Here is a 25,106-nt window from a genome sequence, read left to right on the forward strand (position 1 = left end):
TACACAGCACAAACGAGACACTTTGCATCCCTGTTTTATCAGGGATTGCAGTTCTTACATGGTTCATATCCCTCTGCAATCACTTCATCGCGCGTACCGGTAAATTCCTGCCGGTTTGCCGCCTTCATCTGGGTGACAGATGTGCAGCTTGGAAGGTGAAATTTTTTCGAGTTGGTATTGAGAATGTAGGTCTGAACCGTCGCACTGCTTCCAGAGGATCCAGCGCCGCCTCCCGACGAACCAGCTGCTCCCGATCCAGCCGATTGATTCTGGCTGCTGCCATTTCCAGCCGTTCCCTGTCCGGCTGTGATTCCCGCACTTCCAGAGCCGTCCGCCCAGCTTTCTCCTGTCGCATAATCGATCGCAATACCAGGCTGGACATTATAGACGTACACGCAGAACAGCACTCCCTCGCCCTGATCCTCGACGGATTCCGCCTCCATCAGGACGCCGGAGGCAACCAGATTATTGCCCTCAAAAACCGGCGTTACGCGGTACATGACATGGTTTCCGGTTTCTTTCACATAATCGGCTGTCAGATTTTCAAATGGCAGCATTCCCTGTACGTTCAGATAGCGGGTTCCGGTAATCAGGTTTTTGACATTAGCATTCTCCGCCGTAAGCTGGTAGCCGATCAGATGACAACGGTTATAGAGATACTTTCCATCCACATTGTCATACTTCGCCGTATGCCAGCCCGTCGGCTTGACTTCCCCGATCGAGCCGCGCTTCTCCGTCGGCATCGTATCCTGCGAAACCGAAGCATATGCCACGCCGCAGCGCCCCAGGCTGTCCAGATCACTGTAACTCTCAAACGATACATCCGTCAGGTCCGCATCGGTAAAATACGGCACATTTCCATTGACCGCCACATACGGATGACCGGAATATGCCGGTACATCCGCCAGATTAAATGACGTTCCTGAAGCAGAAGATACACGGTTTCCACCATTTTCTGACGATGACACCGCCTGTGAATCTCCGTCCGCACTTTCCGCCTGATTTTCCTCCGCGCTGACACTTCCGTTTCCATTCAGACTTCCCTCTGGAATCTCCTGCGCGCACGCTGAAACAGACAGCATCGCCGCTGCAGCCAGCCCCAGAAGCCACATTTTCAATTTTCTCATATGAATTTCTGCCTTTCCGTTTAAGCCTATCCCTTTCAGAGCCATGTAGATTTGCGCGTTCTGGCGCCTGATTTTCAGGTGCAGAACCGGCTCTTTTTTATATTTGACTTGTTTTTTATGTTTTTCTTACTCTTTTATATTGTACTTACTTTTTATGTATATTTTTTACCTGCGCACATACCGCTCTTCTGTGATTTTCTCATGCGAGGAACCCGCATATTCCTGCGTTTCTGCCAGCTTCCAGCTGCCCAGATCCATCTTAAAATACATATCTGCCGGATAATCCCGGTTCCAATGACAAAGAATCACTTCTTCGATCCGGCTCTCATACGGAACAACATCCTTGTCCTCGACAAAACAGTACTCTCCCGGCCCCGCCTTTTCCAAAAACGCTTCATCTGCCTGAATCTGCCCGGATTGTTCCTGTTCTTTCGGCATATTTCCATTCACCTGTAAAAACTGTTTCTGGCTGTATGCATTCATCCACAGTTTTTTCCCACCTGTCAGCTCCAGAATACGCTTTCTAAGCACGCGGTCCTGGCTCTGCCGTCTGTGATTGAACATCATGCCGTTCTGATTATCCACACATACAATTATCTTCATCTCTCTTTTTCTCCCTTTTTCTATCTGCTGTACGCTTCATGTTTCCCAAGGAATCAAAACAAGCGTCAGCTCCTCCATCCAGGTCCGCAGATTGGGACGCCTGACTGCCAGCGTGTTGACAATCACCGATCGTACACGCACCGGCATCGTTTCTCCTTCTTTTACCAGCCTGCTCACATCGTTTATGACATAAAAATTGCCATTCTCATATCCCAGATACATCATCACATGTCCCGGAAAATATAGAAGTGTGCCCGGTTCTAATGCTCTTAAAATCTGCTCTTTTTCTGAGCAGCACCGCCCTGCCAGCTCTATTTTTCTAACTGGCATCTGCAGCTGACCGGTCGTATTGCGAGGCAGGATCCATCCAAAACAGCGGTACACTTCCCGGATATAGGAAGAACAATCCCGGCTTTCCAGCATCCCGCCCCAGCCGTAGCGGTCTCCCAGGCACTTGAACGCCTGTTTAATAATTTCCTCATTTGTCAAGCTCAAATATCCCACCGATACGTCCCGGCTCATCGGAATCAATCCTTTTTGCCGGAAGAAACTGCCATCCGGGGCGCGGCATGGAAGCCAGACGATGTAATTATTCCAAGACAGTCTGTTCTGTACTCTCTGTTCTGCCTGTGCTTCTGTTGTCTCTATTACCGCTCCTATCCCTTTTTTTCTGTTTGTTTCTATTGTTTCTTTTATCTCTGGGATTCCTTCTTCCACGCACAATTCCAACACCGTCCCCATCCGAAGCCGGTATGCACTGGTTCCCGGATAGACTGCACTTGCTTCCAGCCAGACCATATCCCCTGTCACTACTAACGGATGGATCGGAAATGCCGCCATCAGCCATTCCGCCCGGTTCCGACAGACTGCCACCGACTCTGCCGATATCCAGCCCTCGCTGCATTCATTCCGGACATACAGATAACCCTCCTCCTGCACCGAACCCAAAATCAAAAGCGCTTCCCCGACCATACAGAGACAAAGTGCTGCCTCATCCCACTCCGGATCGGATGGATCCTCCTCATCAGCTAAAAAAGTCTCCATCGGAAACTGTTTGATCAACCCCTGTGAAGTCGCGATTCCATATTTGATATGAACATTTTTATCCACGGAATTTTGAGCATCACGCACAGTCCAATTTATCCCCTGTATCCCAAATGATAAGAAATTTCCACACCATTTATCATAAACAACTCTCTCTTCTTTGGCAAAGGCTTCCTTTTTCAAATCATGCATTTCCGTTCCATATGTCCGTAAAATCCGTGCATTCAAATTTTCAATTTCTTCCGGCGTCATTTTTACTGATTCTGACACATTTTCTATATCGATCCAATGCTCTGCCTGGCATTGTTCCTTCGAAACATCTGGTGCGAATGATAAAAAAGACGATCTCATATGAACTGATCCAAAACAGCCTGCTTAATTTTCGTATCTTTTATATGATGCATCTTCCTTTTTTATACACAATAAGGAATCGGCAGCCCCCCAGCTGGCGTCTCGTCGTTTCCGAAAGTGCCCCCAGCTGACTGACCAGCAAATCCATCAGATCCTCGCCGTCCATGGCATATCCACTCTAACTCACATTACTGATACTCAATCACATACCAAATCCAGAACTACCTCTTGCGTCTCACATTCCCACAAAAGGCATCTGCTTCCACGATTGAGTCCCCAGATTTAGTAATTCTCCGCATGAACCTCGAAATAAGCCTGCGGATGTGCGCATACCGGACAGACTTCCGGTGCTTTCTCGCCTACTACGATATGACCGCAGTTGCGGCATTCCCATACCTTCACTTCGCTCTTCTTAAATACTTCCTGTGCTTCCACATTGTGAAGCAGGGCACGGTAGCGCTCTTCATGGTGCTTTTCAATCTCCGCTACCATACGGAATTTCGCTGCCAGTTCCGGGAATCCTTCTTCCTCAGCCGTCTTGGCAAATCCATCATACATATCTGTCCACTCATAGTTCTCGCCGTCTGCAGCAGATGCCAGATTCTCTGCGGTATTTCCCAGACCGTCTAATTCCTTAAACCACATCTTTGCGTGTTCTTTCTCATTGTCTGCGGTCTTTAAAAAAAGGGCGGAAATCTGCTCAAATCCCTCTTTTTTTGCCTTGGATGCAAAATAGGTATATTTATTTCTTGCCTGTGATTCACCAGAAAAAGCCTCCCTCAGGTTCTTTTCCGTCTGGGTTCCTGCATATTTGTTAGCCATTGCATTGTCCTCCTTTTAATTGCATGAAAACAGTTCATCTTTTCTTTCTATTATAGCACGCTTGAATGTTTTTAATATGTTTTTCAAAAGCATTTTTTTCCAACATCCAGACAAAAACAGGGATATCAGACGTTCAAATCTGATATCCCCGTTTCTTTTCTAAATAGGAATCTACTACCTACCGCTTCCCCTACGCCTCATCAATCGCATGCCCGATATCATGGCGCATATATTTGTTAGCGAAATCGATCCACTCGGTCGCCTTGTATGCGTTGGCGCGCGCCTCTTTCAGGTCTTTGCCCTTTGCAGTAACGCCCAGCACTCGACCGCCGTTTGTCACGATGTCGCCGTCCTCATCAAACTTCGTGCCCGCGTGGAATACATAGTATCCGTCTGCATCCTTGAACTTCTCCAGACCGTGAATCTTGAAGCCCTTTTCATATTTCACCGGATAACCATCCGACGCCAGAACAACACAGACTGCCGCATTGTCCTCAAATTCAAGCTCAATCTGATCCAGGGTTCCGTCGATACATGCCTCAAAGACTTCCACGATATCGTTCTTCATGCGCGGCAGGACAACCTGTGTCTCCGGATCGCCGAAACGCGCATTGTATTCCAGCACCTTCGGACCATCTTCGGTCAGCATCAGACCGAAGAAAATGATGCCCTTGAAGGTACGTCCTTCCTTCTTCATCGCGTCAACCGACGGCTGATAGATGTACTTTTTGCAGAATTCGTCTACTTCTTTTGTGTAGAACGGGCTTGGCGAGAAGGTTCCCATACCGCCTGTATTTAAGCCCTGATCGCCGTCCAGCGCCCGCTTGTGATCCTGGGAGGAAGTCATAATGCGGATCGTATCGCCATCGACGAAGGAAAGGACAGAAACCTCGCGTCCTGTCATGAACTCCTCGATGACCATCTGATTGCCGGCAGAACCAAACTTCTTGTCCTCCATGATCTCCTTGACGCCTGCCTCTGCTTCCTCTAAAGTATTGCAGATCAGAACACCTTTTCCAAGTGCCAGACCATCTGCTTTCAAAACGATCGGCATCTTAGCTGTCTGTAAGTATTCCAGCGCCTTGTGCGGATCGGTAAAAGTCTCATAGGCTGCGGTCGGAATGTTGTATTTCTTCATCAGATCCTTGGAAAATGCCTTCGATCCTTCCAGAATCGCCGCATTTTTTCTCGGTCCAAATACACGCAGGCCCTGTGCCTCGAACACATCCACGATACCGCCAACCAGCGGATCGTCCATGCCAATCACGGTCAGATCAACCTCATGCTCTTTCGCAAATGCCGCCAGCTTATCAAATTCCATCGCACTGATCGGCACACACTCTGCATACTCTGCGATTCCCGCATTGCCCGGTGCACAATAAATTTTATCTACCTTCGGACTCTGAGCCACTTTCCATGCGATCGCATGCTCACGTCCGCCGCTGCCAACGATTAAAACTTTCATGTTCTTCTCCTTATATTCTTCCGTTTGCAATCGCATCGATCGCCTGCGGAAGCAGTACCCACTCTGCCTGTTCCATCACGCGCTGCTGCAGCGTCTTCGGCGTATCATCCGGCTGCACCTCTACGGCTTTCTGGAAGAGGATCGGACCGGTATCGGTTCCCTCATCCACATAGTGAACCGTCGCGCCCGTCACCTTGACGCCGCGCGCCAGTGCCGCCTCATGCACCTTCAGTCCATAATAGCCGACGCCACAGAAGGACGGAATCAGGGACGGGTGGATATTGATAATTTTATTTCTGTATGCCTCGATCATCGCCGCCGGAATCTTCACAAGAAATCCAGCCAGAACGATGAGATCCGGCTTACACGCCTTGACGGTCTCTAAAAGCGCTTCATCGAATGCATCTCGCGTCTCATACGCCTTTGGAGTCACAACAAACGCCGGGACACCGTGTTTTTTCGCGCGCTCAATCGCATAAACGCCCTCATTGTTGCTGATAACCGCTGCAACCTCTGCGTTCGTGATCTTGCCGTTATCAACCGCATCCAGGATTGCCTGCAGATTTGTACCGCCGCCAGACACCATTACAACGACTCTTAGCATAATGTTACTCCCTTTTCTCCTGCCTCAATAGAACCGATGATGTACGGTGTATCGCCAGCGGACTTCATTGCCTCCATCGCACGCTCTGCATCAGCCGCATCGACTGCTACAACCATGCCGATACCCATATTGTAGGTATTGTACATCATGTGCTCCTCGATATCGCCTTTCTTCGCCAGCATACCGAAGATCGGCGGAATCTGATAGCTGTCTTTCTTGATGACTGCGCGAACACCGTCTTTCAGCATACGCGGAACATTCTCATAGAATCCGCCGCCTGTGATATGGCTGCACGCTTTCACAGTCACGCCTGCATTCTTCACTGCTTTCAGCGCCTTTACATAGATACGGGTCGGTGCCAGAAGTGCCTCGCCAAGCGTGGTTCCCAACTCCTCATAGTAGGTCTCCAGTCCCTCTTTGTTGAGTTCCTTCTCAAATACCTTGCGGACCAGGGAGAAACCATTGCTGTGAACGCCGGTGGATGCCATACCGATCAGTACATCACCCGGTTTCAGGTTTTCGCCGGTAATCATGTCTTTTTTATCAACCACACCGACAGCAAAACCAGCCAGATCATAATCTTCCTCCGGCATCAGTCCCGGATGCTCGGCTGTCTCGCCGCCGATCAGAGCTGCCTCCGACTGTAAGCAGCCTTCTGCAACGCCTTTTACGATATCCGCGATCTTTTCCGGATAGTTCTTGCCGCAGGCAATATAGTCCAGGAAAAACAGCGGCTCGCCACCTGCACATGCAATGTCGTTGACACACATCGCAACCGCGTCGATACCGATCGTGTCATGCTTGTCCATGATGATCGCCAGTTTTACCTTGGTACCACAGCCGTCCGTACCAGATAAGAGAACCGGATCTTCCATCTCTTTAATCTTTGCCAGGGAGAATGCACCGGCAAAGCCGCCCAGACCTCCCAGCACTTCCTCACGCATCGTTTTCTTTACATGCTCTTTCATCAGTTCTACCGACTTATAACCAGCCTCAATATCTACTCCGGAATTCTTGTAATCCATGGTTTTCCTCCGTATGTCCTTGTTTATATTTTTAATGTTTATTTCTGTGCCAGATACTCTTTATGTCCCAGTTTCTGTAATTTCTCATCCTTACCGGCTACTTCATTCTTCATCTCCTCGGAGTATGCCTTTAATTTCGCTAACAGCTCCGGATCGGAAGTTGCCAGAATCTTGGCTGCCAGAATACCCGCGTTCTTACCGCCGTTGATCGCTACCGTTGCAACCGGAATACCGGATGGCATCTGTACGATCGAATACAGAGAATCAACTCCGCCTAAATCCGAGGTTTTCATCGGAATACCGATCACCGGCATCGGGAACAGTGCCGCGCACATACCCGGCAGATGTGCTGCCTTGCCAGCACCTGCAATGATAACCTTAAAGCCTTTCTCCTCAGCGGATTTTGCATAGTTAAAAAAGATGTCTGGCTCACGGTGTGCAGAAATGATTGTCATTTCATAATCAATCCCCATCTTGTCCAGAAAATCTGCTGCCTGTGCCATGATCGGCATGTCCGAATCGCTTCCCATTACAATTCCTACTTTTGCCATCGTTCATTCTCCTTTTCTCTGCATTGCATTTATTAGTTTTACTTATAAGTGATTTGAATAAAAACACCCTTACTTATTAGTAATGATACTAGGTTTTTCATGGCAAGTCAATAGGGTTTCGAGAATCCTTCAAAAAATACTATGAGATTGCAGCCTCCTTGCTTTTATGTTATCCTTATTGGCATCACAATGATTACAAAGAGGTTCCCTAAATGAAACGGACATTATCATACACCATTACAAATAAAAACAAGGCCGACACCATCGGTGCCTTCCTGCGCGATGCCGGATATTCCCGCCGCATCCTCATCGAGCTCAAACAGAACCCTGAGCAGATCTGCCTGAATGGGACTCCATCCTGGCTGAACACACCGCTTCAGATCGGAGACACCCTGACACTCTTTCTCCCGGACGAACCCGTTTCCTCAGATATTCTTCCGGTCAATCTTCCGATCGATATAGTATATGAAGACGAAGATCTCATAATACTCAACAAAGCCGCCGGAATGCCTGTCCACCCGTCCCAGGGACACCATGAAAATACGCTGGCAAACGCCCTCGCGTACCGGTTTGCCTCGCGCGGCGAACATTTCGTGTTCCGTGCCGTGAACCGCTTAGACCGCGACACCACCGGTCTTCTGCTGATCGCCAAACATAAAATAAGCGGCGCATTTCTCTCCGCCATGACTGCAAAAAAAGAGATACGCCGTGAATATCTCGCGATTGTTGCCGGTAAACCAGAAGAATCCGGCACCATCGATCTGCCGATCGCCCGAAAAGATGGTTCCACCATCGAACGCTGCATCGATATGGATCATGGGGAACACGCCGTCACCCATTACCGGTGTCTCGATTACCGGGACGATCTCGGCTGCTCCCTCGTCCGGCTTCGCCTGGAAACGGGGCGCACCCACCAGATCCGGGTCCACATGAAAGCCATCGGGCACCCACTTTTAGGGGATTTTCTATACAACCCGGATTACCGCTTCATCGGACGGCAGGCGCTTCACTCCTATACGGTGGCATTCCGGCATCCGATCACAGGGGAAGCAATGGAGTTTACGGCTCCGATGCCGGAGGATTTTTCCTTCTTCTATTAATACTGCTTCCGCAGTCCCTTCGGATAATGGTTTTTCAGCGTCCCGCCGCTCTTCTTGCCCCATCCGAGCGAATACCCGTCCACACTCACAAGGCACCAGCCTTTTCCGGCGTCTTCCTCAGAAAGCTGGATCGTCTCGCCGCGCAGGTATGCCGCCGTCTCCGGCGCGTCGGCAGACAGGTTCACGTTCTGTTTTACCTCCGATGGATGCAGGGCAAGTGCCAGCGCGTGGGACGGCTCAAAACGGTTTTTCTTAAATTCTCCCATCTGAAGCCCCGGGCGAAGCACCCGCAGCCCCTTAAAATCGACCATCTCCTCCGGCGTCCGGTAAAGCTGATCGCCAAACATCGTCATCGTACTGTCCGCTGTCCATTTCTTCGGCTCAATAAATATCTCTTTGCAGAAATCCTCATAGACTGCCAGAAGCTTCTTGTCCTTCATCGAAGCCGGATATTTACGCTTCACGCTCTCCGGCTCGCCCGTTTTTCGAAGAAGTGCCGCATAATGGCCTTCTCCCTCGGTCCGGTGCGGCCAGATACGGACCGTTTTCTCGATTCCATCCGTCACGCCCGCCCCCCAGGCTGGAACGCCGTGCGAAAGTCCCGGATAGTCCGGCGTTTCCTCTAGCGCAAACTCTGGATGTGCCTCTAAGAAACGTCCGATCGCCTGCTCGTCCTCCTCCGGCGCAAACGTACAGGTGGAGTACACCAGCCGTCCGCCCGGTTTCAGCATCATCGCCGCATTTTCAAGAATCTCCTGCTGCCGCCCAGCACAGCGATGCACATTCTCCGGGCTCCATTCCGTGACCGCCGTCTCATCCTTGCGGAACATTCCCTCGCCGGAACACGGTGCATCCACGATGATCCCATCAAAAAATGCCGGAAAATACTTCGTCAGCCGCCCGGAATCTTCATTTGTCACAACCGCATTCCGGATTCCCATGCGCTCGATATTCTGCGAGAGAATCTTTGCACGCGCCGGATGGATCTCATTGCTCACCAGAAGTCCTTCTCCGCCCAGTCTCGCCGCCGCCTGCGTCGATTTTCCGCCCGGTGCCGCACAGAGATCCAGAATCATTTCCCCCGGCTGCGGGTTTAAAAGCGAAGCCGCAATCATCGCGCTCGGCTCCTGAATATAGTAAACGCCCGCATCGTGGTACGGATGACGCCCCGGACGATCCTCCGCCCCATAAGCGAATCCCTCCGCCGCCCACGCAACCGGATTCAGAGAAAATGGAGCCGTCTTAGCAAATTCCGCCGGATCCGTTTTCAGTCCGTTCACGCGCAGTCCCTGTGAGCGCTCCTTGTCGTAACTGGCGATAAACGCATCGTACTCCCTGCCGAGCATCTGTTTCATTCGTTCAGTAAATGCTGCTGGTAAATTTATCATGGTTTTGTATTATCCTTCTTAATCAAACATATAATTCATCTTTCCTAAATAATAATACTATTACATAAACAGCAATTCCGTCAACTATTTCTGCCTCTTCTTTCCAGTATCTTTTCCGCCCCATTTACCCACACTATCCTCATGATTCGATGGATATTTACGTTCGTTCTCCTCCCTTTTTTGAGTTTCTCACTCACACGCGGAAGCAATCTGTTTTCCTCCAATTTTTCAAGCATCAGCATTGCACTGCACCGGCGCGGGGAATTTTTTCTCTGGTGCCTGCTCTGCGGCGGCTTTTTCTACTCCCAACTCTCCCTGTACCGCCCCCGCCAGGCAAAATGCTGCCTGCTTCTCCTCACTGCCGCTGCCCTGCTGCCCTATGCCCCGGAGCACCTCCCAGTCTGTGCTATCCTTCACACGCTTCTGGCGCTGGCGGCTGCGCTGTTATTTCTTTATAATCTGTTTTATTTAATCTTGCAGCTCTATTTTTCGTCCCCAGCTCCTGTCCATTATTCCCAAAGAACCTCCAATACTGCCTTTTTCAGCAAATTGACTCACTCTCTGGATTCTCCTGCTGCCCGTGGGCGTCTCTGCCTTCTGCTCCTCTGGATTTCATCCGTTTTCTGTCTGGACAGCTGGATTTTATCGGGAATCATCAACAGTGCCATGGAGATTTGCCTGACCTTAACCGCTGGCGTACTGTTCTGGCTGTTTTTTCCTTCACTACGCCTGGCATCGAATCATCCGCATTCCCTGTTGTAATTCTTGCAAAGCGTTTTTAAAACATCTCCCTATCAACAAAAAAGCCAGTTCTATATCTCTCTTAATACACCAAAGATATAAAAACTGGCTTTTTACCATTCTTAGATTTTTATACCTGCTCCCTCATTTTAAGCAGATATGGTATGTAAACTTCCCGTCATACAGAGCCGGAAACTTCACCGAACGCCCACCTTAGTACACAATCTTGTACTCGCTGGAACCTTCTCCGTTTACCACATAGTAAACGGCACGCTCTTCCGGTTTAACATACAGGGTCAGAACCTCAATCTCTTCCTCTTTATGTCCCAGAGCTGCATATGCTTTCTTTGCTTCTGCCTCCAGCTTCTCGATAGAAATCTCAGAGCCTGCGTACTGTACGTATGCAACTGTCTTTACTTCCTTCTTCGCAGCTGTCTTCTTTGCTGCAGTGGTTGTCTTTGTGGTTGTCTTTGTAGTTCTCTTTGCAGTTGTTTTCTTTACGGTCACATCTGTCTCCTTTTTCCCTGCGGCTGCTGCCATCTCTTTCTTCTCTGCGAGAGCGGTCTCCTTCTTCTGTACCGGCGCTACGGCTGTCTCTTTCTTTTCTACATGTGCCAGTGCAGTTTCCTTTTTCGGAACGGATGCTACTGCCGTCTCTTTTTTCTCCACCGCTGCAACAGCTGTTTCCTTCTTTGCCACTTCCGCTACCGCTGTCTCTTTCTTTGCGACTGCTGCCACTGCCGTTTCTTTCTTCGCCACTTCAGCTACGGCTGTCTCTTTTTTCTCCACAACAGACGGAACCTTTTTCTCTTCCGTTGAAACAGATTTCTTTGCCGCTGTCTTGGCTAATGTTTTCTTTCTCGGAACCATATATCTCATCCTCCTTCTCTGCTTTCTCCACAACGTCTTCCGGCTTGTGATTCTGTGCACACTCACACGGCGCAGTTTTTCCGCCTGCGGCAATGCCTCATATCCGATTCATTCCCGACAGTCGAAGTAGGGACACCGCCCAATCACATCCTTGTCATTCTGCGGTATCCCCATAATTTAATTGTCTTATATTCAAGTTTCCCTAAGTTGTCTGTCCGTCCAGATTATCACAAAATGGTCTTTTTCCTGCCCTTGATCCACCATCAAGCACATCCTGTCCCTGTTTCCATGACCTTGTCTGAACTTTAACAAATTATACGGCAATTTCCTGTTTTTGTCAACAAAACCGCTCTTCCTACCGAATCGCCAAGTACAAATTATAAAATCCAGTTACACTGACGATTCCCACCATAATCGGCGTCAGGAATCGGATGCAGAACACCCAGAGTTTTCCCAGACGGAACTTCGTACCGTCCGCCTCGATCTCCGCAAGCAGATACTCCGGTTTCCATTTCCAGCCTACATAGTAGCACATCGTGAGTCCACCGAGCGGCATCAGGATATTATCCGTTACCAGTCCGGCGAAATCAAAGACCGACTGATTCAGGATTGTGACATCACTCAGGACGCCGAAGGACAGCGCACTCGGAATGCCAAGCAGCGTGATCGCCGTACCAATCACAAGCGCCGCATGCTTGCGTTCCCAGCCCAGCGAATCAATCGCAAAAGAGGCACAGACTTCCAGAAGTGCGATCGCACTCGTAACGGCTGCGAAAAAAACCAGCGCAAAAAACAGGATTGCAAAGAAAGTTCCCCCCGCAATATTCGCAAATACCATCGGCAGTGTGCCGAAAATCAGTCCCGGTCCCTGTCCCGGCTCCAGACCGAAGGCAAATACTGCCGGAAAGATCGCGATACCCGCGAGAACCGCAATCACGGTGTCCAGACCACCGACGATCATACAGCTTTTTGGAATATTTTCCTTTCCACTCAGATAGCTTCCGTAGGTGATCGTGATACCCATGCAGAGACTCAGGGAATAAAACACCTGTCCCAGTGCCGCGCTGATAGAAGAAAGCGTGAACGCCGAAAAATCCGGCTGGAAGATAAATAACAGTCCCTTTGAAGCTCCCGGAAGCGTCACACCTCTAAAAATGATGACAAACAGCAGAACCAGAAGCATCGGCATCATCAATTTACTCGCTTTCTCAATGCCATTGATGCCAAAATAGCAGACTGCTATTGTCGCTGCCATAAATACAATATGCCAGATCACCGGCTCGCTGCTGCCGATAAAGGCGTTAAAATCCGGCGCTGCCGCCGTCGTCACATAGCTGGCAATATACTTTAAAATCCAGCCGCCGATGACGCTGTAATAACTCAAAATAATAAACGCCGCCAGTACACCGAATATACCGACAATCCGTGCGTGCGGATGAATGTCCGCATACGCCTGCACCGGATCATGCCGCGTCTTCCGTCCCAAGGACATTTCCGTGATCATAACCGGAAGTCCGAGAACGACGATAAAAAACAGATACGCAACCAGAAATGGAAATCCACCGTTCTTTCCCATCAGATATGGAAATTTCCACAGATTTCCCAATCCAATCGCCGCCCCAGCCGTCGCCATAATAAAGCCCAGCTTACTCGCCCATTGTTTGTTTTTACTCATGTGTAGCCCTCTTAGTATTCTTTCATTTCATATTTGATATAGCCTTGCGTTATAACGCAATACAGACTATTATATCGAATTTTAGGGACTATGTAAACCGTTTTTAAGTGGGAATCACGCAAAAAAGCCTGTCCCCCGACACCTTTCCCATACCAGAAGACAGACTTTTCTCTATTTCTTAATTCAATTCATTTCCGGCAGCACACTCCCGGCATTTCAGAAAGCCGCGCCGAATTTCCACTTTTTCTCTTAGTCCCCGATCGTATCGATCAGACTGTCATCATCAAAGTAATTGATCCGCATTGAAGCCTTCACATCGCGAAGCGTCTCAGCAGCCTTCGCCTCTGCTGCCTTGCTTCCCTCTTTCAGAATGTCAAATACATCCGGGATTCTCTTCTCCCATTCCTGGCGTCTCGCACGGATCGGAGACAATTCAGCCTGCATAACGTTATTTAAGAATTTCTTCACCTTCACATCGCCCAGACCGCCTCTCTGGTAATGTGCTTTCAGCTCGTCCAGGTTCTGGTAATCCGGCAGGAACTCTGCAAAATACTCCTGACGGCAGAATGCATCCAGATAGATGAAGACCGGATTGCCCTCGACTTTACCCGGATCCTCGACACGCAGGTGATTTGGATCTGTAAACATGGACATAATCTTCTTCTTCACATCTGCTTCCGAATCAGAGAGGTAGATGCAGTTTCCAAGTGATTTGCTCATCTTTGCCTTTCCATCGATACCCGGCAGACGCAGACACGCCTTGTTGGACGGAAGCAGAATCTCCGGTTCCGTCAGAGTCTCGCCGTACACGCTGTTGAATTTATGGACGATCTCCTTGCACTGCTCTAACATCGGCATCTGATCCTCTCCAACCGGAACGGTCGTCGCGCGGAATGCAGTGATATCCGCCGCCTGGCTAATCGGATAAGTAAAGAATCCAACCGGAATGCTTGCCTCAAAATTACGCATCTGAATCTCTGCTTTTACGGTAGGATTTCGCTGTACACGGGATACCGTAACCAGGTTCATATAGTAGAAAGTAAGCTCTGTCAGCTCCGGCACCATCGACTGGATAAAGATGGTGGATTTCTCCGGGTCAATTCCACAAGCCAGATAGTCCAGGGCAACCTGCAGAATATTTTTACGCACCTTTTCCGGGTGATCGGCATTGTCCGTCAGTGCCTGCGCATCGGCAATCATAATATAAATCTCATCGAACTTGCCGGAGTTCTGAAGTCTCACTCTCTCGCTCAGAGAGCCAACATAATGTCCGACATGTAAGCGTCCTGTAGGACGATCGCCGGTTAAAATAATTTTCTTCATCTATTTGTTTCCCCTTCCATTCTGGTGTTTTTTCTTTAATGGATTTTTGCGCGTGACTGTTAAGGTACTGAACAGTTACGAAAATATTATATATCCTGGCTGGCAGACTGTCAACATTCTGAGACTCCATCTGCCCCAGTAACTCAGTAACTCTGTTACCATTCTTGCATATATGTGTTAAACACCAGAATTTCCAGTTCCGGAAATTTACTTGCTCTGCGCAAACAGCCAGTCTCTGACTACTTCTGACTCTTACTCCTGCAGGTTTACCATCACATCCGAAACATCCACTTTCTTATCGATCAGCCCGCTCTCGCTCATCCAGTCGATGTTTTCCTGCCAGCACTCTTCGGTCTGGGTCAGGAACGGAACCTCATCGCTCTCCATGAGCGGCAGAAGTGTCTCACAGGACTTCTCCTCCACGCTCTGGGTCAGAGGGAAGTTTTCCTCATTCTGATTATTCATCAGGATTGCCAGGCAGCCATTCGGATCGTTCTTAAAGTCTTCAAAGCCCTTCTTCGATGCGCGTAAGAATCCTTCCAGAACTTCCGGCTCCTGCTGGATCATTTCGTTGTTGGCAAGGAATACTTCCTCATAATAATTCGGGATTCCATATCCAGCTGCCATGAAGTAGTTGACATCAAAGCCTTCTTCCTCCATCTGCGGAACCTCATGGTTAACAAGGCATCCGATCGTCGCATCCACATTGCCGGTCGTCATAGAACTCATCAGTTCAAATCCGACATCGATCAGGTTTACATCCGATGCATCCGCTCCCACATATTCCATCATGCTCTTGACAACCGCCTCGCTGAGTGCTGTTCCGCCGTAACCAACGGTTTTTCCAACCAGATTTTCCGGTCCTGTGATATTCTTATCCTTTAAAGAAAGAACGACACTTAACGGGGACTGCACGATCGCACCGATGGATTTGATCTTCGTTCCCTGATTGGCAACCGCCTGGATCACATCCTGCTGATAGTACATGCCGATCTCCGCCTTTCCAGCCGCTACCAGTGATAACGCATCGTTCGCATTGGCCGGAAAACGCACTTTCACATCCAGTCCTTCTTCCGCATAATAACCGCGCTCGATCGCCGTATAAATAAAGGTATGGATCGCATTCGGATACCAGTCAAGAACCACATTGATCTCCTTAAGATCCTGACTTTTTCCATCTTCCGAGGTCTGTTTCGCATCCGTGCCCTCTGCCTGAGCAGCTGTCTCACTCTTTTCGCTGGCCGTTCCACATCCGCCAAGTGTCATCATTCCCATCACTGCTGCCATCACTGCGGCAGCCATTTTCATTCGTTTTTTCATCTCATATCCTTTCATTTTTACAAATTTCCGTTTATATTTCCCTATCACTTACCTGTTTTCCAGTTCTTTTGGCATATGACTTGCTGGATTCACATACCAATCTCAAAGATCTGCACTTCTTCACGAGTAGCTTTTTTGTGAATACACTTTTTTCGGTCTGCAGCACACATTTCAAAAATACAGACTTTTCAATATCCGCACACATACTTCAAAATTTCATCCTATATCACAATTTCCTACTCATTCCTCCAGAAAATCATCCGCTTTTCAAGCAGCGAGACAACCCACGTTGCCGCCATCGCCACTACCGATAAGAGCAGAATCGGTGCAAATACACCGGCTCCATCTAACTGGGTCATCATTCTCCGGCTGAAATATCCGAGTCCGCTCTGGGCGCCCAGCCATTCTCCAATCGCCGCTCCGATGATCGACAGCGGTACCGCCATCTTGATCGCTGAAAAAAAGTACGGAAGCGTCGCCGGAATCTTTAATTTCAAAAAGATCTGACGTTTATCCGCGCCAAATGTAAACAAAAGTTCTTCCATTTCCGTCTTCACCGACCGGAACCCGTCAAATACCGTGATCGTGATCGGGAAAAACGTAATCAGCACCGTTACCAGCACCTTGCTCCAGATCGTGTAGCCAAACCAGAGGACAAACAGCGGTGCCAGCGCCGTCGTCGGAATCGTCTGGGAGGCGATGATCAGCGGATACAGCGCCTTTCTTGCCGTCTCACTGGCATCCATCAGCACAGCCAGTCCCACGCCCAGCACGATCGAGATCAAAAGTCCAATCACGACTACCGACATCGTCGCCGGCAGATGTGCCGTAAATAATGGACCCCGAAGTTCCCACAGCCGTACAACCACCTGAACCGGAGACGGGAGAATATAGGCCGCATCAATCCCCATAGCCGCCACCTGCCATGCAAACAGAAGCACCGCCACCAGAATCAGGGCTGGAAGATTCGCATTCATCCGGCTTCCCATTTTATTTGTTTTTTTCTGTTCCATCACGCCTTCTCCTTCTTAAGCATTCCGATGAGTTCTTCCTTTAAGGACAGAATCTCCGGTCTGCGAAGCTCTTCCCGGGATCGCGGATATCCCGCCGGAACCTGGATGGAGCGCAGATGTGTGATCGGTGACTGTTCCACCACGAGAATCCGGCTGGACAGAAACACCGCTTCTTCCACATCATGCGTGATGAAAAGAACCGTCTTTTTCTCCTTTTCCCACTGTTCCAGAAGCCACTCCCGCATAGACAGTCTTGTCAGATAATCCAGGGCTGAAAACGGCTCATCCAAAAGCAGAAGGTCTGAACCCGTCAGAACCGTTCTCGCAAAGGCGGCTCTCTGGCGCATACCGCCGGAAAGCTCTTTCGGCGTCTTATCTCCCCAGTCTGCAAGTCCAACCGATTGAAGCGCATCATCCGCTTTTTTCTGCATCTGTTCCTTCGAATATCCGCCCTGAATCTCCATCGGAAGCATCAGATTCTCCCGCACGGTACGCCATGGAAACAGCAGATCCTGCTGCGGCATATATCCACAGTAATTTTTCTTCGTTTCGATCGATTCCCCATCCACCCGGATCACACCGGAAGCCGGGGTAAGAAGCTTATTTACCAGCCGGAAGATCGTACTTTTTCCACAGCCGGAAGCGCCGATGATGGACACAAACTCCCCATCCTGGACTTCAAACGACAGATGGTCAATGATCGAAAAATCCTCTACCGCATATTGGAAACGCACGTTGTCAAATGTAAGCATATTTACCGCCTCATTTCCCACGCCATATCCCAGAATGCCGCTTCATAGCGGGAGCAGGCCACAAAAATATCCACCAGATGTTTCTTTTGTTTCTCAGACAGATCCTCTGCCAGACGGTTCATCCACTCTACAAGGACTTCATTTTCCTTGTGGTAAGACTCGGAAGCGTATCCCCGGATCCACTCCCCATAAAATGGATGTTTGTCGGCATCCGGTCTGTCTGCTGCGATTTTCTTCGCAATCCATTCATAACTGAGGGCGCAGGACAATATCGCTGCTGCCGCCTCCGGCGCGCCCCCCTCATAAGCGATGCGAAGCATATAAGAAGTATAAGAAAGGTTATCCAGAGCGACCGGCGTCTGTTCCGCCTCTTCTCTGGTTATCCCCAAACGTTCCATGTAAGCACGGTGAATATCCATCTCCCCATCCAGAATCGAGTGGGTATATCCGGCAAACAGGCGCATAAATGCGAGATCCGTTGATTTTGCCGCCCCGATGGAAAACACCTTTGTGTAATCAATCAGATACAGATAATCCTGTATCATATAATATTTGAATTTATCATGATCCAGACTGCCGTCCGCAATGCCTTTTACGAACGGTTTTTCATTGTAACCAGCCCAGATCTCCTTTGTGGCTTCCAAAAGCCTCTCTGTCATTGTCATACGCGTTCCTCCGCAAATCCTTTTCCCCGGAAATCAAATCCATGATCCATCGGACCGGATCCTTTGCCGAGATCCAGCATCGCTCCCAGTGCGCCGGAAATATATGCCTTGGCACGTTCCACCGCGGTGTCGAGATCATAGCCCTTCGCCAGATTGGATGCAATCGCGCTGGACAGGGTACAGCCCGTCCCATGGGTGTTGGAATTGTGGATGCGTTTTCCGTTAAACCAACGGTATCCGCCGTCCCGGTATAAAAGATCGTTGGCATCATTTAACTGATGTCCGCCCTTGCAGAGAACCGCACAATGGTACGTTTCACTGATCCATTTTGCTGCCGTAATCATATCGTCGGCAGACTTAATTTCCATTCCTGATAAGACCTCCGCCTCCGGAATGTTCGGTGTCAGAACCGCCGCTAATGGAAAAAGCGATTCTTTCAAGGTGTCGATGGCGTCGTCGCTGATTAACTTTGCTCCGCTCGTCGCCACCATAACCGGGTCCACAACAATGTTTTCTGCCTGGTACTCACAAAGCTTCTTCGCAATCGACTTGATCAGTCCGGTTGAAGAAACCATACCGATCTTTACCGCATCCGGACGAATATCCGTAAATACGCTGCCAATCTGCTGTTCCAGAAATTCCGGGGTTACCTCAAAAATCCCCTGGACGCCGGTTGTGTTCTGGGCCGTCAGCGCCGTGATCGCACTCATTCCATATACTCCATTGGCGATCATCGTCTTTAAATCGGCCTGGATACCGGCGCCTCCGCTGCAATCACTTCCAGCGATTGTTAATGCTGTCTTCATAATTAACTCCTTTCAGGCATCAATAACTTTTATAAGGCGACACAAGGTGGTGCCCCCAATGTGCCGCCATAAAAAACTTTTTGCAAAGTTTCTTACCATTTTTTAATGAAGCTTTTTTCACAAGCTTTTTCTTATAAACTTTTTCATGCCATTTTTTGACAAAATGACAACGTTTTCATCTTTACAGGACCTTTTTTACAGCTTCCTTCAGTTCCTCTGCTGCCTTTTCAATATCATCGGCCGCAAACAAGGCGCTGACCACTGCAATGCCGTCCACACCTGTTCCTTTTAACAGTTCCAGATGTTCTTTATTCAGTCCGCCGATCGCAACAACCGGAATATCGACTGCCTGACAGATCTTGGCAAGCATCCCCGGCGTCACGGCATCGGCGTCCTTTTTGGTTCCCGTCGGATAGATGGCTCCGACTCCCAAATAATTCGCCCCATGCTTTTTCGCAAGAAGCGCCTGTTCTACATTTTTGCAGGAAACGCCGATGATCTTATCTGATCCCAGCTTTTCCCGGACCTTTCCCGCTTCCATATCGCTCTGTCCCACATGGACGCCGTCCGCATCCACCGCCAGGGCAATCTCCACGTTGTCATTGATCACAAACGGAACCTGATACTTTCTGCAAAGCATTTTAAGCTTCTTTGCCTCCTCCAGAAACTCCGCCTCGTCAAGCTCCTTTTCTCTCAGCTGGACAAACGTCGCCCCGCCCTTCAAAGCTTTCTCAACCTGACTCTCCAGAGTTTCCCCCTTCAGCCATGCGCGATCTGTCACCGCGTAAAGCAGCATATCTTCCGGTCTGCAGTTCATCTGCATTTCCTCCTTCTCTCAGCTGTTCTTATAAAAACGGACACTAAAGCTCTATTATCTTACTTCAAATTTTGCTCCAGCCTCCAGCGCTTCTCCGTTCATGCGATAAATAGCATCAATAATATAATTCCGATAAGTCGCATTGCCGTCCAGTTCACTTAAACGGGCGTATGCCGTCTCCCCGGCCAGTCCCATCGCGCAGACTGCCGTAGCAGCTGCCTCAAGCGGCTGTTCCTGGTTGGCTGTCACAAAGGTCGCCGTCAGAGCCGAGAGCTGACAGCCGGTTCCCGTGATGGAAGACATCTCCGGACGACCGTTGTAAATGCAGTATGCCTTCTCCGCATCCGCCACAATGTCGATCGCACCGGTGATCGCAACGACCGCATTCATCTTTCCGGCAAATGCCTTCGCAAAAGCTGCCGCCTCGTCCAGATTTTCCTTCGTCACCCGGTCTGCCAGATCGGCATCCACGCCCTTCGTCGTTCCATTTCCAAGTGCCAGTGTCTTGATCTCCGAAATGTTCCCGCGGATCACGGTAAACCTGACTTCCTTTAAAAGCTGATTGGCGGTCTCTGTTCTGAGTTTCGACGCACCGGCGCCTACCGGGTCTAAAACTACCGGATGACCCAGCTCATTTGCCCGCTTTCCGGCAAGCAGCATGGATTCGATGGTCCGGCTGTTTAATGTGCCGATATTGATATTCAGTCCGCCGCAGATGGTCTGGATATCCGAAACTTCGTCCTTATCATCCGCCATGATCGGGGACGCGCCGCATGCGAGTACCACGTTGGCACAGTCATTGACAGTCACGTAGTTCGTAATGTTGTGGATTAACGGACATTTTTCTCTTACATTATCAAATATTTCTTTAAACATGTGCTGGCTTCTCCTCTCTCAGTGCTTCCTGCATTCCTGCTAAAATATTGGCTTTCTTTAAACTTAAAATCAGAACCGCGCTTATGATCGCGCCTCCCGCGGTCGAGATCAAAAACGGAACCACATAGGCATAGACAGCCAGTCCCGCCGCGCTCTTTCCCATCAGGAAAACTGCCACCGGATATGCTGCAAATCCGCCCAGAATGGACGTTCCAAGCACCTCACCGATCAAAGTTGCGAACACACTCTGCGTTTTCTTGTAAACCAGTCCGCAGATCAGGGCGCCAAACATACTGCCCGGAAATGCCATCAGGCTTCCAAGTCCTAACAGATTTCGGATCAGCGCCGCTGCAAAGGCCGCTCCCAGTCCATAGCCCGGTCCCAGAAGAACGGCACACAGGATATTTACCATATGCTGTACCGGGGAACACTTGCTTCCGAACACCGGAACGGAAAATAAACTTCCTACGATGGCAACGGCACAGAATACAGCCGCAATCGCTAGTTTTTTCGTGTTTGTCTTATTCATTTTTCTTCTCCTTCTTTGAAAATTTGCAACTGTTCTGTTTCTTTGATATTCTTGAACAGTTACGAACAATTTACGTTTTCTGCATGAAATTCGGTCGATACTCTCTGGTATCCTCTCACGCCGGAACACGGCTTCCCATCGCTGCCTACAAAGCTCAGGGCGCTCCCCCTCAGCTCGCCGCACACATGCGGAATACGTTCCCCCTTTCAAAGAATTTAATTTTAAAAGAATGTGCCCTGGCACATTCCCGCGCCGAGCGCGGTCGCTTGCGACATGATTCCCTTCCGCCGCAGTGCGATCCCGCCCGGTAGGACTTTTTATATAACAGGAAATTTCAACGGATTTTCCTGTTATATGAAAAAACAGGAGATACCCCTGCGGATATCTCCTGTAAAAATTCATCTCATGACTTCCTACGACGGCATTATCCGCATCAGGTTAAAGGGTCGAAGTTCGATTACTTCCTCTCAGCCCGCTAACGAGCTCCCCTGTTTTTATCAAATTTGCAATGTTTCCATGCTGAACCATCGCCAGACTTATTATAGCGCATCTGGCGAAATTTTCAAGTGCGACTTTCTGGTGCACTTTTATCCCCTATCCTTTCACGATCAAGGTCAGCGTAAGCGCCCGCCAGATTCCGGTGAGTCCCATAATGCCACCCAAAAGAATCGCTAATGGGATCCTGAGACCGGTAAATGTAATGCTGAGCAGACTGCAAAGGTGCGTCTGCAATCAGCTGAGGCGTTCCATTCATGTTATTACACAAATCCCCCAAAACCTCTACACAACTCACTACACACTTTTTTACACAATTCGCATAAGAAGATAGAATAAATTGCAACAAGTTATATAAAAAAGTATCAAAAAACAGTACACAAAAAAAGTGCTGAAACCCAGCATAAATACTAGGGTTCAGCACTTTTTAACAAGTTATATGAAGTTATAACAAGTACTTTGCTTACTGTGCCATCTGCTTTGCAACTTCCTCTGCAAAGTTCTCTTCCTTCTTTTCGATACCTTCGCCAGTCTCGAAACGAACGAACTTCTTAACAGTGATCTTCGCGCCATTCTCTTTAGCAACCTGAGCTACATACTGAGCTACGCTCTGCTTGCCATCCTCAGCCTTAACATATACCTGATCCAGAAGACAGATCTCTTTGAGCTCTTTCTTAATACGACCCATAACCATACCGTTGATGATCTTGTCGTTTGCATCCGGCTTCTCGTTCTTAGCTGCTACAGTCAGGATCTCTTTCTCTTTTGCGATGTAATCTGCATCTACTTCGCTGTCGTTGGTGTACAGCGGTTTCAGAGCTGCAGCCTGCATAGCTACGTTCTTAGCCATCTCTTTGATTGCATCGTTTACAACGTCAGTCTCAACGTCTACCAGAACGCCGATCTTGCCGCCTGCATGGATGTAGGAAGCAACGAAACCATTCTCCTCAGCTAACTGAGCAAAACGACGGATCTTCATGTTCTCGCCGATGATGGAGATCTGGGAAGACAGAGCCTCTGCAACTGTCAGGGACGGATCCTTTGCCCATTTTTCAGCCAGGAATGCGTCAATATCTGCTGCGCTTGTGTTCAGCGCCTGCTCAGCAACATCAGATACATAGTTCTGGAACTTCTCGTTCTTAGCTACGAAGTCTGTCTCTGCGTTTACTTCTACTACAACTGCCTTCTTTTCATCAGCGGTAACCTTAGTCATAACGATACCCTCTGCTGCAATACGGCCAGCTTTCTTAGTAGCGCCTGCAAGTCCTTTTTCTCTCAGGAACTCAACAGCTTTGTCCATGTCGCCATCTGTAGCTGCAAGAGCTTTCTTACAGTCCATCATACCAGCGCCTGTCATTTCACGTAACTCTTTTACCATTGCGGCTGTAACTGCCATCTTAAATCCCTCCGTGTATATAAATTCAGGTACACGTTCGTATACCCGCGCGGAGCACGCTTTTATGCGGAAAACCGCGGCGTGCTCCTGGTCTTTTGGTTTCAGTTTTTAATTTTGGGGTTAATTAAGCCTCTGTAGCCTCTGCTTCGCCCTCTGCTGCAGCTGCCTCAGCCTCGCCCTGCTTAGCTTCGATAACAGCGTCTGCCATTCTGGAAACGATCAGTTTTACGGCACGGATAGCATCATCGTTACCCGGGATTACATAATCCAGCTCTTCCGGATCACAGTTGGTATCGATGATACCGATCAGCGGAATACCCAGAGTATGAGCCTCCTGTACGCAGATTCTTTCCTTCTTCGGATCTACTACGAAGATAGCATCCGGGATCTTCTTCATATCTTTGATACCGCCCAGGTTCTTCTCCAGCTTCTCCCACTCTTTTTTCAGCTCGATAACTTCTTTCTTCGGCAGAACGTCGAAAGTTCCGTCCTCAGACATAGCCTCGATCTGTTTTAATCTAGCGATACGGCTCTGGATGGTCTTGAAGTTTGTCAGCATACCGCCTAACCATCTCTCGTTTACATAGAACATACCACATCTCTCAGCCTCGGTCTTGATAGCGTCCTGAGCCTGCTTCTTTGTACCAACGAACAGGATTGTGCCGCCGTCTGCTGCGATATCGGATACTGCCTTGTAAGCCTCATCTACTTTACCTACAGATTTCTGAAGGTCGATGATGTGGATACCATTTCTCTCGGTGTAGATGTACGGAGCCATTTTCGGGTTCCATCTTCTGGTCTGGTGTCCAAAATGTACACCTGCTTCGAGTAACTGCTTCATTGAAATAACGCTCATGTTTCTTTCCTCCAATTTTGGTTTTTCTTCCGCCGTCTTCTCATGCTTTCCGCGGGGACTCATAATGAGCACCGTCCTGCGCAAATCCGACCGGCGTGAATTTTCAGCCTTTATACTATATCACAGGCAAGGTATACATGCAAGTGGAAATTAAAAAAATCACGCATTTTCCTTCATTTTTCTTTGTTTCTTGAATTTCTTCCAGCAAGCATATACGGAATGATAATACAAAACCTTCAGTAAAAACTTTTAGCAATTCTATGTAAATTAAAAGCGGGCTCCGAAAACCTCGGAACCCGCATAAATCCTAGAAATAAAAAAGAGCGCGAGACGGGACTCGAACCCGCGGCCTCGACCTTGGCAAGGTCGCGCTCCACCAACTGAGCCACTCGCGCATATTTGTAAGAATCGGGGTGACAGGATTCGAACCTGCGACCTCCTGGTCCCAAACCAGGCGCTCTAGCCAAGCTGAGCCACACCCCGTCATCCACGTTTATATTTGATTTTCTTGAACGTTTATATACCTTCAAAACTGCACACTGAATTTCTTCTACTTTCTATCTTTCATCCTTTTAGGAAATAACTTCCTCTTTCCTATCCTTAACCATAACCTTTTGGTTAAGCCCTCGACCGATTAGTAACAGTCAGCTTCACGTATTACTACGCTTCCACCTCTGCCCTATCTACCTCGTCGTCTTCAAGGGGTCTTACTACTTGCGTATGGGATATCTCATCTTGAGGGGGGCTTCACGCTTAGATGCCTTCAGCGTTTATCCCGTCCCGGCTTGGCTACTCTGCCATGAGCCTGATGGCTCAACAGATACACCAGAGGCCAGTCCACCCCGGTCCTCTCGTACTAAGGGCAGCTCCTCTCAAATATCCTACGCCCGCG

24 protein-coding genes, 2 tRNA genes, 1 rRNA gene and 1 riboswitch are annotated in these 25,106 nt (G+C 49.0%); of the genes, 1 reads left to right on the forward strand and 26 read right to left on the reverse strand.

The features are described from left to right. Positions 1-38: 38 nt before the first annotated feature. The 8 genes from C7U56_RS04945 to purE form a co-directional block, all read right to left on the reverse strand. Positions 39-1,127, reverse strand: coding sequence for a DNA/RNA non-specific endonuclease (locus C7U56_RS04945; RefSeq protein ID WP_107000458.1), 1,089 nt, complete (start codon positions 1,125-1,127; stop codon positions 39-41). A gap of 165 nt (positions 1,128-1,292) precedes the next feature. Next, positions 1,293-1,730 carry a ribonuclease Z gene (locus C7U56_RS04950; protein WP_107000362.1) on the reverse strand — a complete coding sequence of 146 codons (438 nt, stop codon included), beginning with the start codon at positions 1,728-1,730 and terminating at the stop codon, positions 1,293-1,295. Positions 1,731-1,766: 36 nt separating this feature from the next. Continuing rightward, positions 1,767-3,125 carry a C40 family peptidase gene (locus tag C7U56_RS04955; RefSeq protein WP_107000363.1) on the reverse strand — a complete coding sequence of 453 codons (1,359 nt, stop codon included), beginning with the start codon at positions 3,123-3,125 and terminating at the stop codon, positions 1,767-1,769. Positions 3,126-3,407: 282 nt separating this feature from the next. Then, positions 3,408-3,947: a rubrerythrin gene (rbr, locus tag C7U56_RS04960; protein WP_107000364.1), complete on the reverse strand. Its 540-nt coding sequence runs from the start codon at positions 3,945-3,947 to the stop codon at positions 3,408-3,410. A gap of 190 nt (positions 3,948-4,137) precedes the next feature. Beyond that, a complete protein-coding gene (gene purD / locus C7U56_RS04965; protein ID WP_107000365.1) occupies positions 4,138-5,412 on the reverse strand; it encodes a phosphoribosylamine--glycine ligase in 1,275 nt (424 codons plus the stop codon). A 10-nt stretch (positions 5,413-5,422) separates the two neighbouring features. Next, the gene (gene purN, locus C7U56_RS04970; protein WP_107000366.1) at positions 5,423-6,016 is read right to left on the reverse strand and encodes a phosphoribosylglycinamide formyltransferase; all 594 of its coding nucleotides are present in this window, start codon (positions 6,014-6,016) and stop codon (positions 5,423-5,425) included. Further along, positions 6,010-7,041: a phosphoribosylformylglycinamidine cyclo-ligase gene (gene purM / locus C7U56_RS04975; RefSeq protein WP_022359210.1), complete on the reverse strand. Its 1,032-nt coding sequence runs from the start codon at positions 7,039-7,041 to the stop codon at positions 6,010-6,012. The genes purN and purM overlap by 7 nt, the downstream gene beginning before the upstream one ends. A 38-nt stretch (positions 7,042-7,079) precedes the next feature. Next, a complete protein-coding gene (purE, locus tag C7U56_RS04980) occupies positions 7,080-7,592 on the reverse strand; it encodes a 5-(carboxyamino)imidazole ribonucleotide mutase (RefSeq protein WP_107000367.1) in 513 nt (170 codons plus the stop codon). Positions 7,593-7,804: 212 nt separating this feature from the next. Here purE and C7U56_RS04985 point away from each other — a divergent pair, with 212 nt between their 5' ends. Continuing rightward, positions 7,805-8,692, forward strand: a complete 888-nt coding sequence (locus tag C7U56_RS04985; RefSeq protein ID WP_107000368.1) for an RluA family pseudouridine synthase — start codon at positions 7,805-7,807, stop codon at positions 8,690-8,692. On the opposite strand, the gene C7U56_RS04990 is transcribed toward C7U56_RS04985, so the two are convergent. The 18 genes from C7U56_RS04990 to C7U56_RS05075 all read right to left on the reverse strand — a co-directional run. Continuing rightward, complete coding sequence (locus C7U56_RS04990) at positions 8,689-10,080, reverse strand: RsmF rRNA methyltransferase first C-terminal domain-containing protein (RefSeq protein ID WP_181357170.1); 1,392 nt, start codon at positions 10,078-10,080, stop codon at positions 8,689-8,691. The two genes, C7U56_RS04985 and C7U56_RS04990, sit on opposite strands and share 4 nt — an antisense overlap. Before the next feature lie 228 nt (positions 10,081-10,308). After that, positions 10,309-10,497: a hypothetical protein gene (locus C7U56_RS04995; protein WP_107000369.1), complete on the reverse strand. Its 189-nt coding sequence runs from the start codon at positions 10,495-10,497 to the stop codon at positions 10,309-10,311. 537 nt (positions 10,498-11,034) lie between these two features. Next, positions 11,035-11,691: a DUF6465 family protein gene (locus C7U56_RS05000; protein WP_107000370.1), complete on the reverse strand. Its 657-nt coding sequence runs from the start codon at positions 11,689-11,691 to the stop codon at positions 11,035-11,037. Between the two features lie 355 nt (positions 11,692-12,046). Then, positions 12,047-13,366 (reverse strand): sodium-dependent transporter, encoded by a 1,320-nt coding sequence (locus tag C7U56_RS05005; RefSeq protein ID WP_107000371.1) that lies wholly within the window; start codon positions 13,364-13,366, stop codon positions 12,047-12,049. A 249-nt stretch (positions 13,367-13,615) separates the two neighbouring features. Next, positions 13,616-14,689 (reverse strand): tryptophan--tRNA ligase, encoded by a 1,074-nt coding sequence (trpS, locus tag C7U56_RS05010; RefSeq protein WP_107000372.1) that lies wholly within the window; start codon positions 14,687-14,689, stop codon positions 13,616-13,618. A gap of 252 nt (positions 14,690-14,941) precedes the next feature. Next, positions 14,942-16,009, reverse strand: coding sequence for an ABC transporter substrate-binding protein (locus tag C7U56_RS05015; protein ID WP_233430188.1), 1,068 nt, complete (start codon positions 16,007-16,009; stop codon positions 14,942-14,944). A 236-nt stretch (positions 16,010-16,245) separates the two neighbouring features. Then, positions 16,246-16,986: an ABC transporter permease gene (locus C7U56_RS05020; protein ID WP_107000461.1), complete on the reverse strand. Its 741-nt coding sequence runs from the start codon at positions 16,984-16,986 to the stop codon at positions 16,246-16,248. Positions 16,987-17,021: 35 nt separating this feature from the next. Continuing rightward, the gene (locus tag C7U56_RS05025) at positions 17,022-17,774 is read right to left on the reverse strand and encodes an ABC transporter ATP-binding protein (protein ID WP_107000373.1); all 753 of its coding nucleotides are present in this window, start codon (positions 17,772-17,774) and stop codon (positions 17,022-17,024) included. A 2-nt stretch (positions 17,775-17,776) separates the two neighbouring features. Further along, positions 17,777-18,439 carry a thiaminase II gene (tenA, locus tag C7U56_RS05030; protein WP_107000374.1) on the reverse strand — a complete coding sequence of 221 codons (663 nt, stop codon included), beginning with the start codon at positions 18,437-18,439 and terminating at the stop codon, positions 17,777-17,779. Then, a complete protein-coding gene (gene thiD, locus C7U56_RS05035; protein WP_107000375.1) occupies positions 18,436-19,245 on the reverse strand; it encodes a bifunctional hydroxymethylpyrimidine kinase/phosphomethylpyrimidine kinase in 810 nt (269 codons plus the stop codon). The genes tenA and thiD overlap by 4 nt, the downstream gene beginning before the upstream one ends. Positions 19,246-19,426: 181 nt before the next feature. Next, positions 19,427-20,062 (reverse strand): thiamine phosphate synthase, encoded by a 636-nt coding sequence (thiE, locus tag C7U56_RS05040; RefSeq protein WP_107000376.1) that lies wholly within the window; start codon positions 20,060-20,062, stop codon positions 19,427-19,429. A gap of 54 nt (positions 20,063-20,116) precedes the next feature. Then, the gene (thiM, locus tag C7U56_RS05045) at positions 20,117-20,938 is read right to left on the reverse strand and encodes a hydroxyethylthiazole kinase (RefSeq protein ID WP_107000377.1); all 822 of its coding nucleotides are present in this window, start codon (positions 20,936-20,938) and stop codon (positions 20,117-20,119) included. Continuing rightward, on the reverse strand, positions 20,931-21,467 hold the full coding sequence (gene thiW / locus C7U56_RS05050; RefSeq protein WP_107000378.1) for an energy coupling factor transporter S component ThiW: 537 nt from the start codon (positions 21,465-21,467) through the stop codon (positions 20,931-20,933). Before thiW ends, thiM begins: the two co-directional genes overlap by 8 nt. Positions 21,468-21,860: 393 nt before the next feature. Continuing rightward, positions 21,861-21,967: riboswitch (TPP riboswitch) on the reverse strand. A gap of 458 nt (positions 21,968-22,425) precedes the next feature. Then, the gene (gene tsf, locus C7U56_RS05055) at positions 22,426-23,358 is read right to left on the reverse strand and encodes a translation elongation factor Ts (protein ID WP_107000379.1); all 933 of its coding nucleotides are present in this window, start codon (positions 23,356-23,358) and stop codon (positions 22,426-22,428) included. A gap of 124 nt (positions 23,359-23,482) precedes the next feature. Further along, positions 23,483-24,214: a 30S ribosomal protein S2 gene (rpsB, locus tag C7U56_RS05060; RefSeq protein ID WP_022359217.1), complete on the reverse strand. Its 732-nt coding sequence runs from the start codon at positions 24,212-24,214 to the stop codon at positions 23,483-23,485. Between the two features lie 322 nt (positions 24,215-24,536). Further along, a tRNA-Gly gene (locus tag C7U56_RS05065) sits at positions 24,537-24,609 on the reverse strand. A gap of 13 nt (positions 24,610-24,622) precedes the next feature. Further along, positions 24,623-24,697 (reverse strand) — tRNA-Pro (locus C7U56_RS05070). Positions 24,698-24,828: 131 nt separating this feature from the next. Then, positions 24,829-25,106 (reverse strand): 23S ribosomal RNA (locus C7U56_RS05075); the annotation flags it as partial.

The organism is Clostridium fessum (assembly GCF_003024715.1).
GTDB classification, from domain to species: Bacteria; Bacillota; Clostridia; order Lachnospirales; family Lachnospiraceae; genus Otoolea; species Otoolea fessa.

Excerpts from the sequence above, each read along its gene's own strand:
- purM (WP_022359210.1), bottom strand. The coding sequence starts at position 7,041 with ATGGATTACAAGAATTCCGGAGTAGATATTGAGGCTGGTTATAAGTCG.
- thiM (WP_107000377.1), bottom strand. The coding sequence starts at position 20,938 with ATGTTTAAAGAAATATTTGATAATGTAAGAGAAAAATGTCCGTTAATC.
- C7U56_RS05015 (WP_233430188.1), bottom strand. The coding sequence starts at position 16,009 with ATGAAAAAACGAATGAAAATGGCTGCCGCAGTGATGGCAGCAGTGATG.
- rbr (WP_107000364.1), bottom strand. The coding sequence starts at position 3,947 with ATGGCTAACAAATATGCAGGAACCCAGACGGAAAAGAACCTGAGGGAG.
- C7U56_RS04990 (WP_181357170.1), bottom strand. The coding sequence starts at position 10,080 with ATGATAAATTTACCAGCAGCATTTACTGAACGAATGAAACAGATGCTC.
- purE (WP_107000367.1), bottom strand. The coding sequence starts at position 7,592 with ATGGCAAAAGTAGGAATTGTAATGGGAAGCGATTCGGACATGCCGATC.
- rpsB (WP_022359217.1), bottom strand. The coding sequence starts at position 24,214 with ATGAGCGTTATTTCAATGAAGCAGTTACTCGAAGCAGGTGTACATTTT.
- purN (WP_107000366.1), bottom strand. The coding sequence starts at position 6,016 with ATGCTAAGAGTCGTTGTAATGGTGTCTGGCGGCGGTACAAATCTGCAG.
- thiD (WP_107000375.1), bottom strand. The coding sequence starts at position 19,245 with ATGAAGACAGCATTAACAATCGCTGGAAGTGATTGCAGCGGAGGCGCC.
- trpS (WP_107000372.1), bottom strand. The coding sequence starts at position 14,689 with ATGAAGAAAATTATTTTAACCGGCGATCGTCCTACAGGACGCTTACAT.
- thiE (WP_107000376.1), bottom strand. The coding sequence starts at position 20,062 with ATGAACTGCAGACCGGAAGATATGCTGCTTTACGCGGTGACAGATCGC.
- C7U56_RS05020 (WP_107000461.1), bottom strand. The coding sequence starts at position 16,986 with ATGAATGCGAATCTTCCAGCCCTGATTCTGGTGGCGGTGCTTCTGTTT.
- C7U56_RS04985 (WP_107000368.1), top strand. The coding sequence starts at position 7,805 with ATGAAACGGACATTATCATACACCATTACAAATAAAAACAAGGCCGAC.
- tsf (WP_107000379.1), bottom strand. The coding sequence starts at position 23,358 with ATGGCAGTTACAGCCGCAATGGTAAAAGAGTTACGTGAAATGACAGGC.
- purD (WP_107000365.1), bottom strand. The coding sequence starts at position 5,412 with ATGAAAGTTTTAATCGTTGGCAGCGGCGGACGTGAGCATGCGATCGCA.
- thiW (WP_107000378.1), bottom strand. The coding sequence starts at position 21,467 with ATGAATAAGACAAACACGAAAAAACTAGCGATTGCGGCTGTATTCTGT.
- C7U56_RS04950 (WP_107000362.1), bottom strand. The coding sequence starts at position 1,730 with ATGAAGATAATTGTATGTGTGGATAATCAGAACGGCATGATGTTCAAT.
- C7U56_RS05005 (WP_107000371.1), bottom strand. The coding sequence starts at position 13,366 with ATGAGTAAAAACAAACAATGGGCGAGTAAGCTGGGCTTTATTATGGCG.
- C7U56_RS05025 (WP_107000373.1), bottom strand. The coding sequence starts at position 17,774 with ATGCTTACATTTGACAACGTGCGTTTCCAATATGCGGTAGAGGATTTT.
- C7U56_RS04945 (WP_107000458.1), bottom strand. The coding sequence starts at position 1,127 with ATGAGAAAATTGAAAATGTGGCTTCTGGGGCTGGCTGCAGCGGCGATG.
- C7U56_RS05000 (WP_107000370.1), bottom strand. The coding sequence starts at position 11,691 with ATGGTTCCGAGAAAGAAAACATTAGCCAAGACAGCGGCAAAGAAATCT.
- C7U56_RS04955 (WP_107000363.1), bottom strand. The coding sequence starts at position 3,125 with ATGAGATCGTCTTTTTTATCATTCGCACCAGATGTTTCGAAGGAACAA.
- tenA (WP_107000374.1), bottom strand. The coding sequence starts at position 18,439 with ATGACAATGACAGAGAGGCTTTTGGAAGCCACAAAGGAGATCTGGGCT.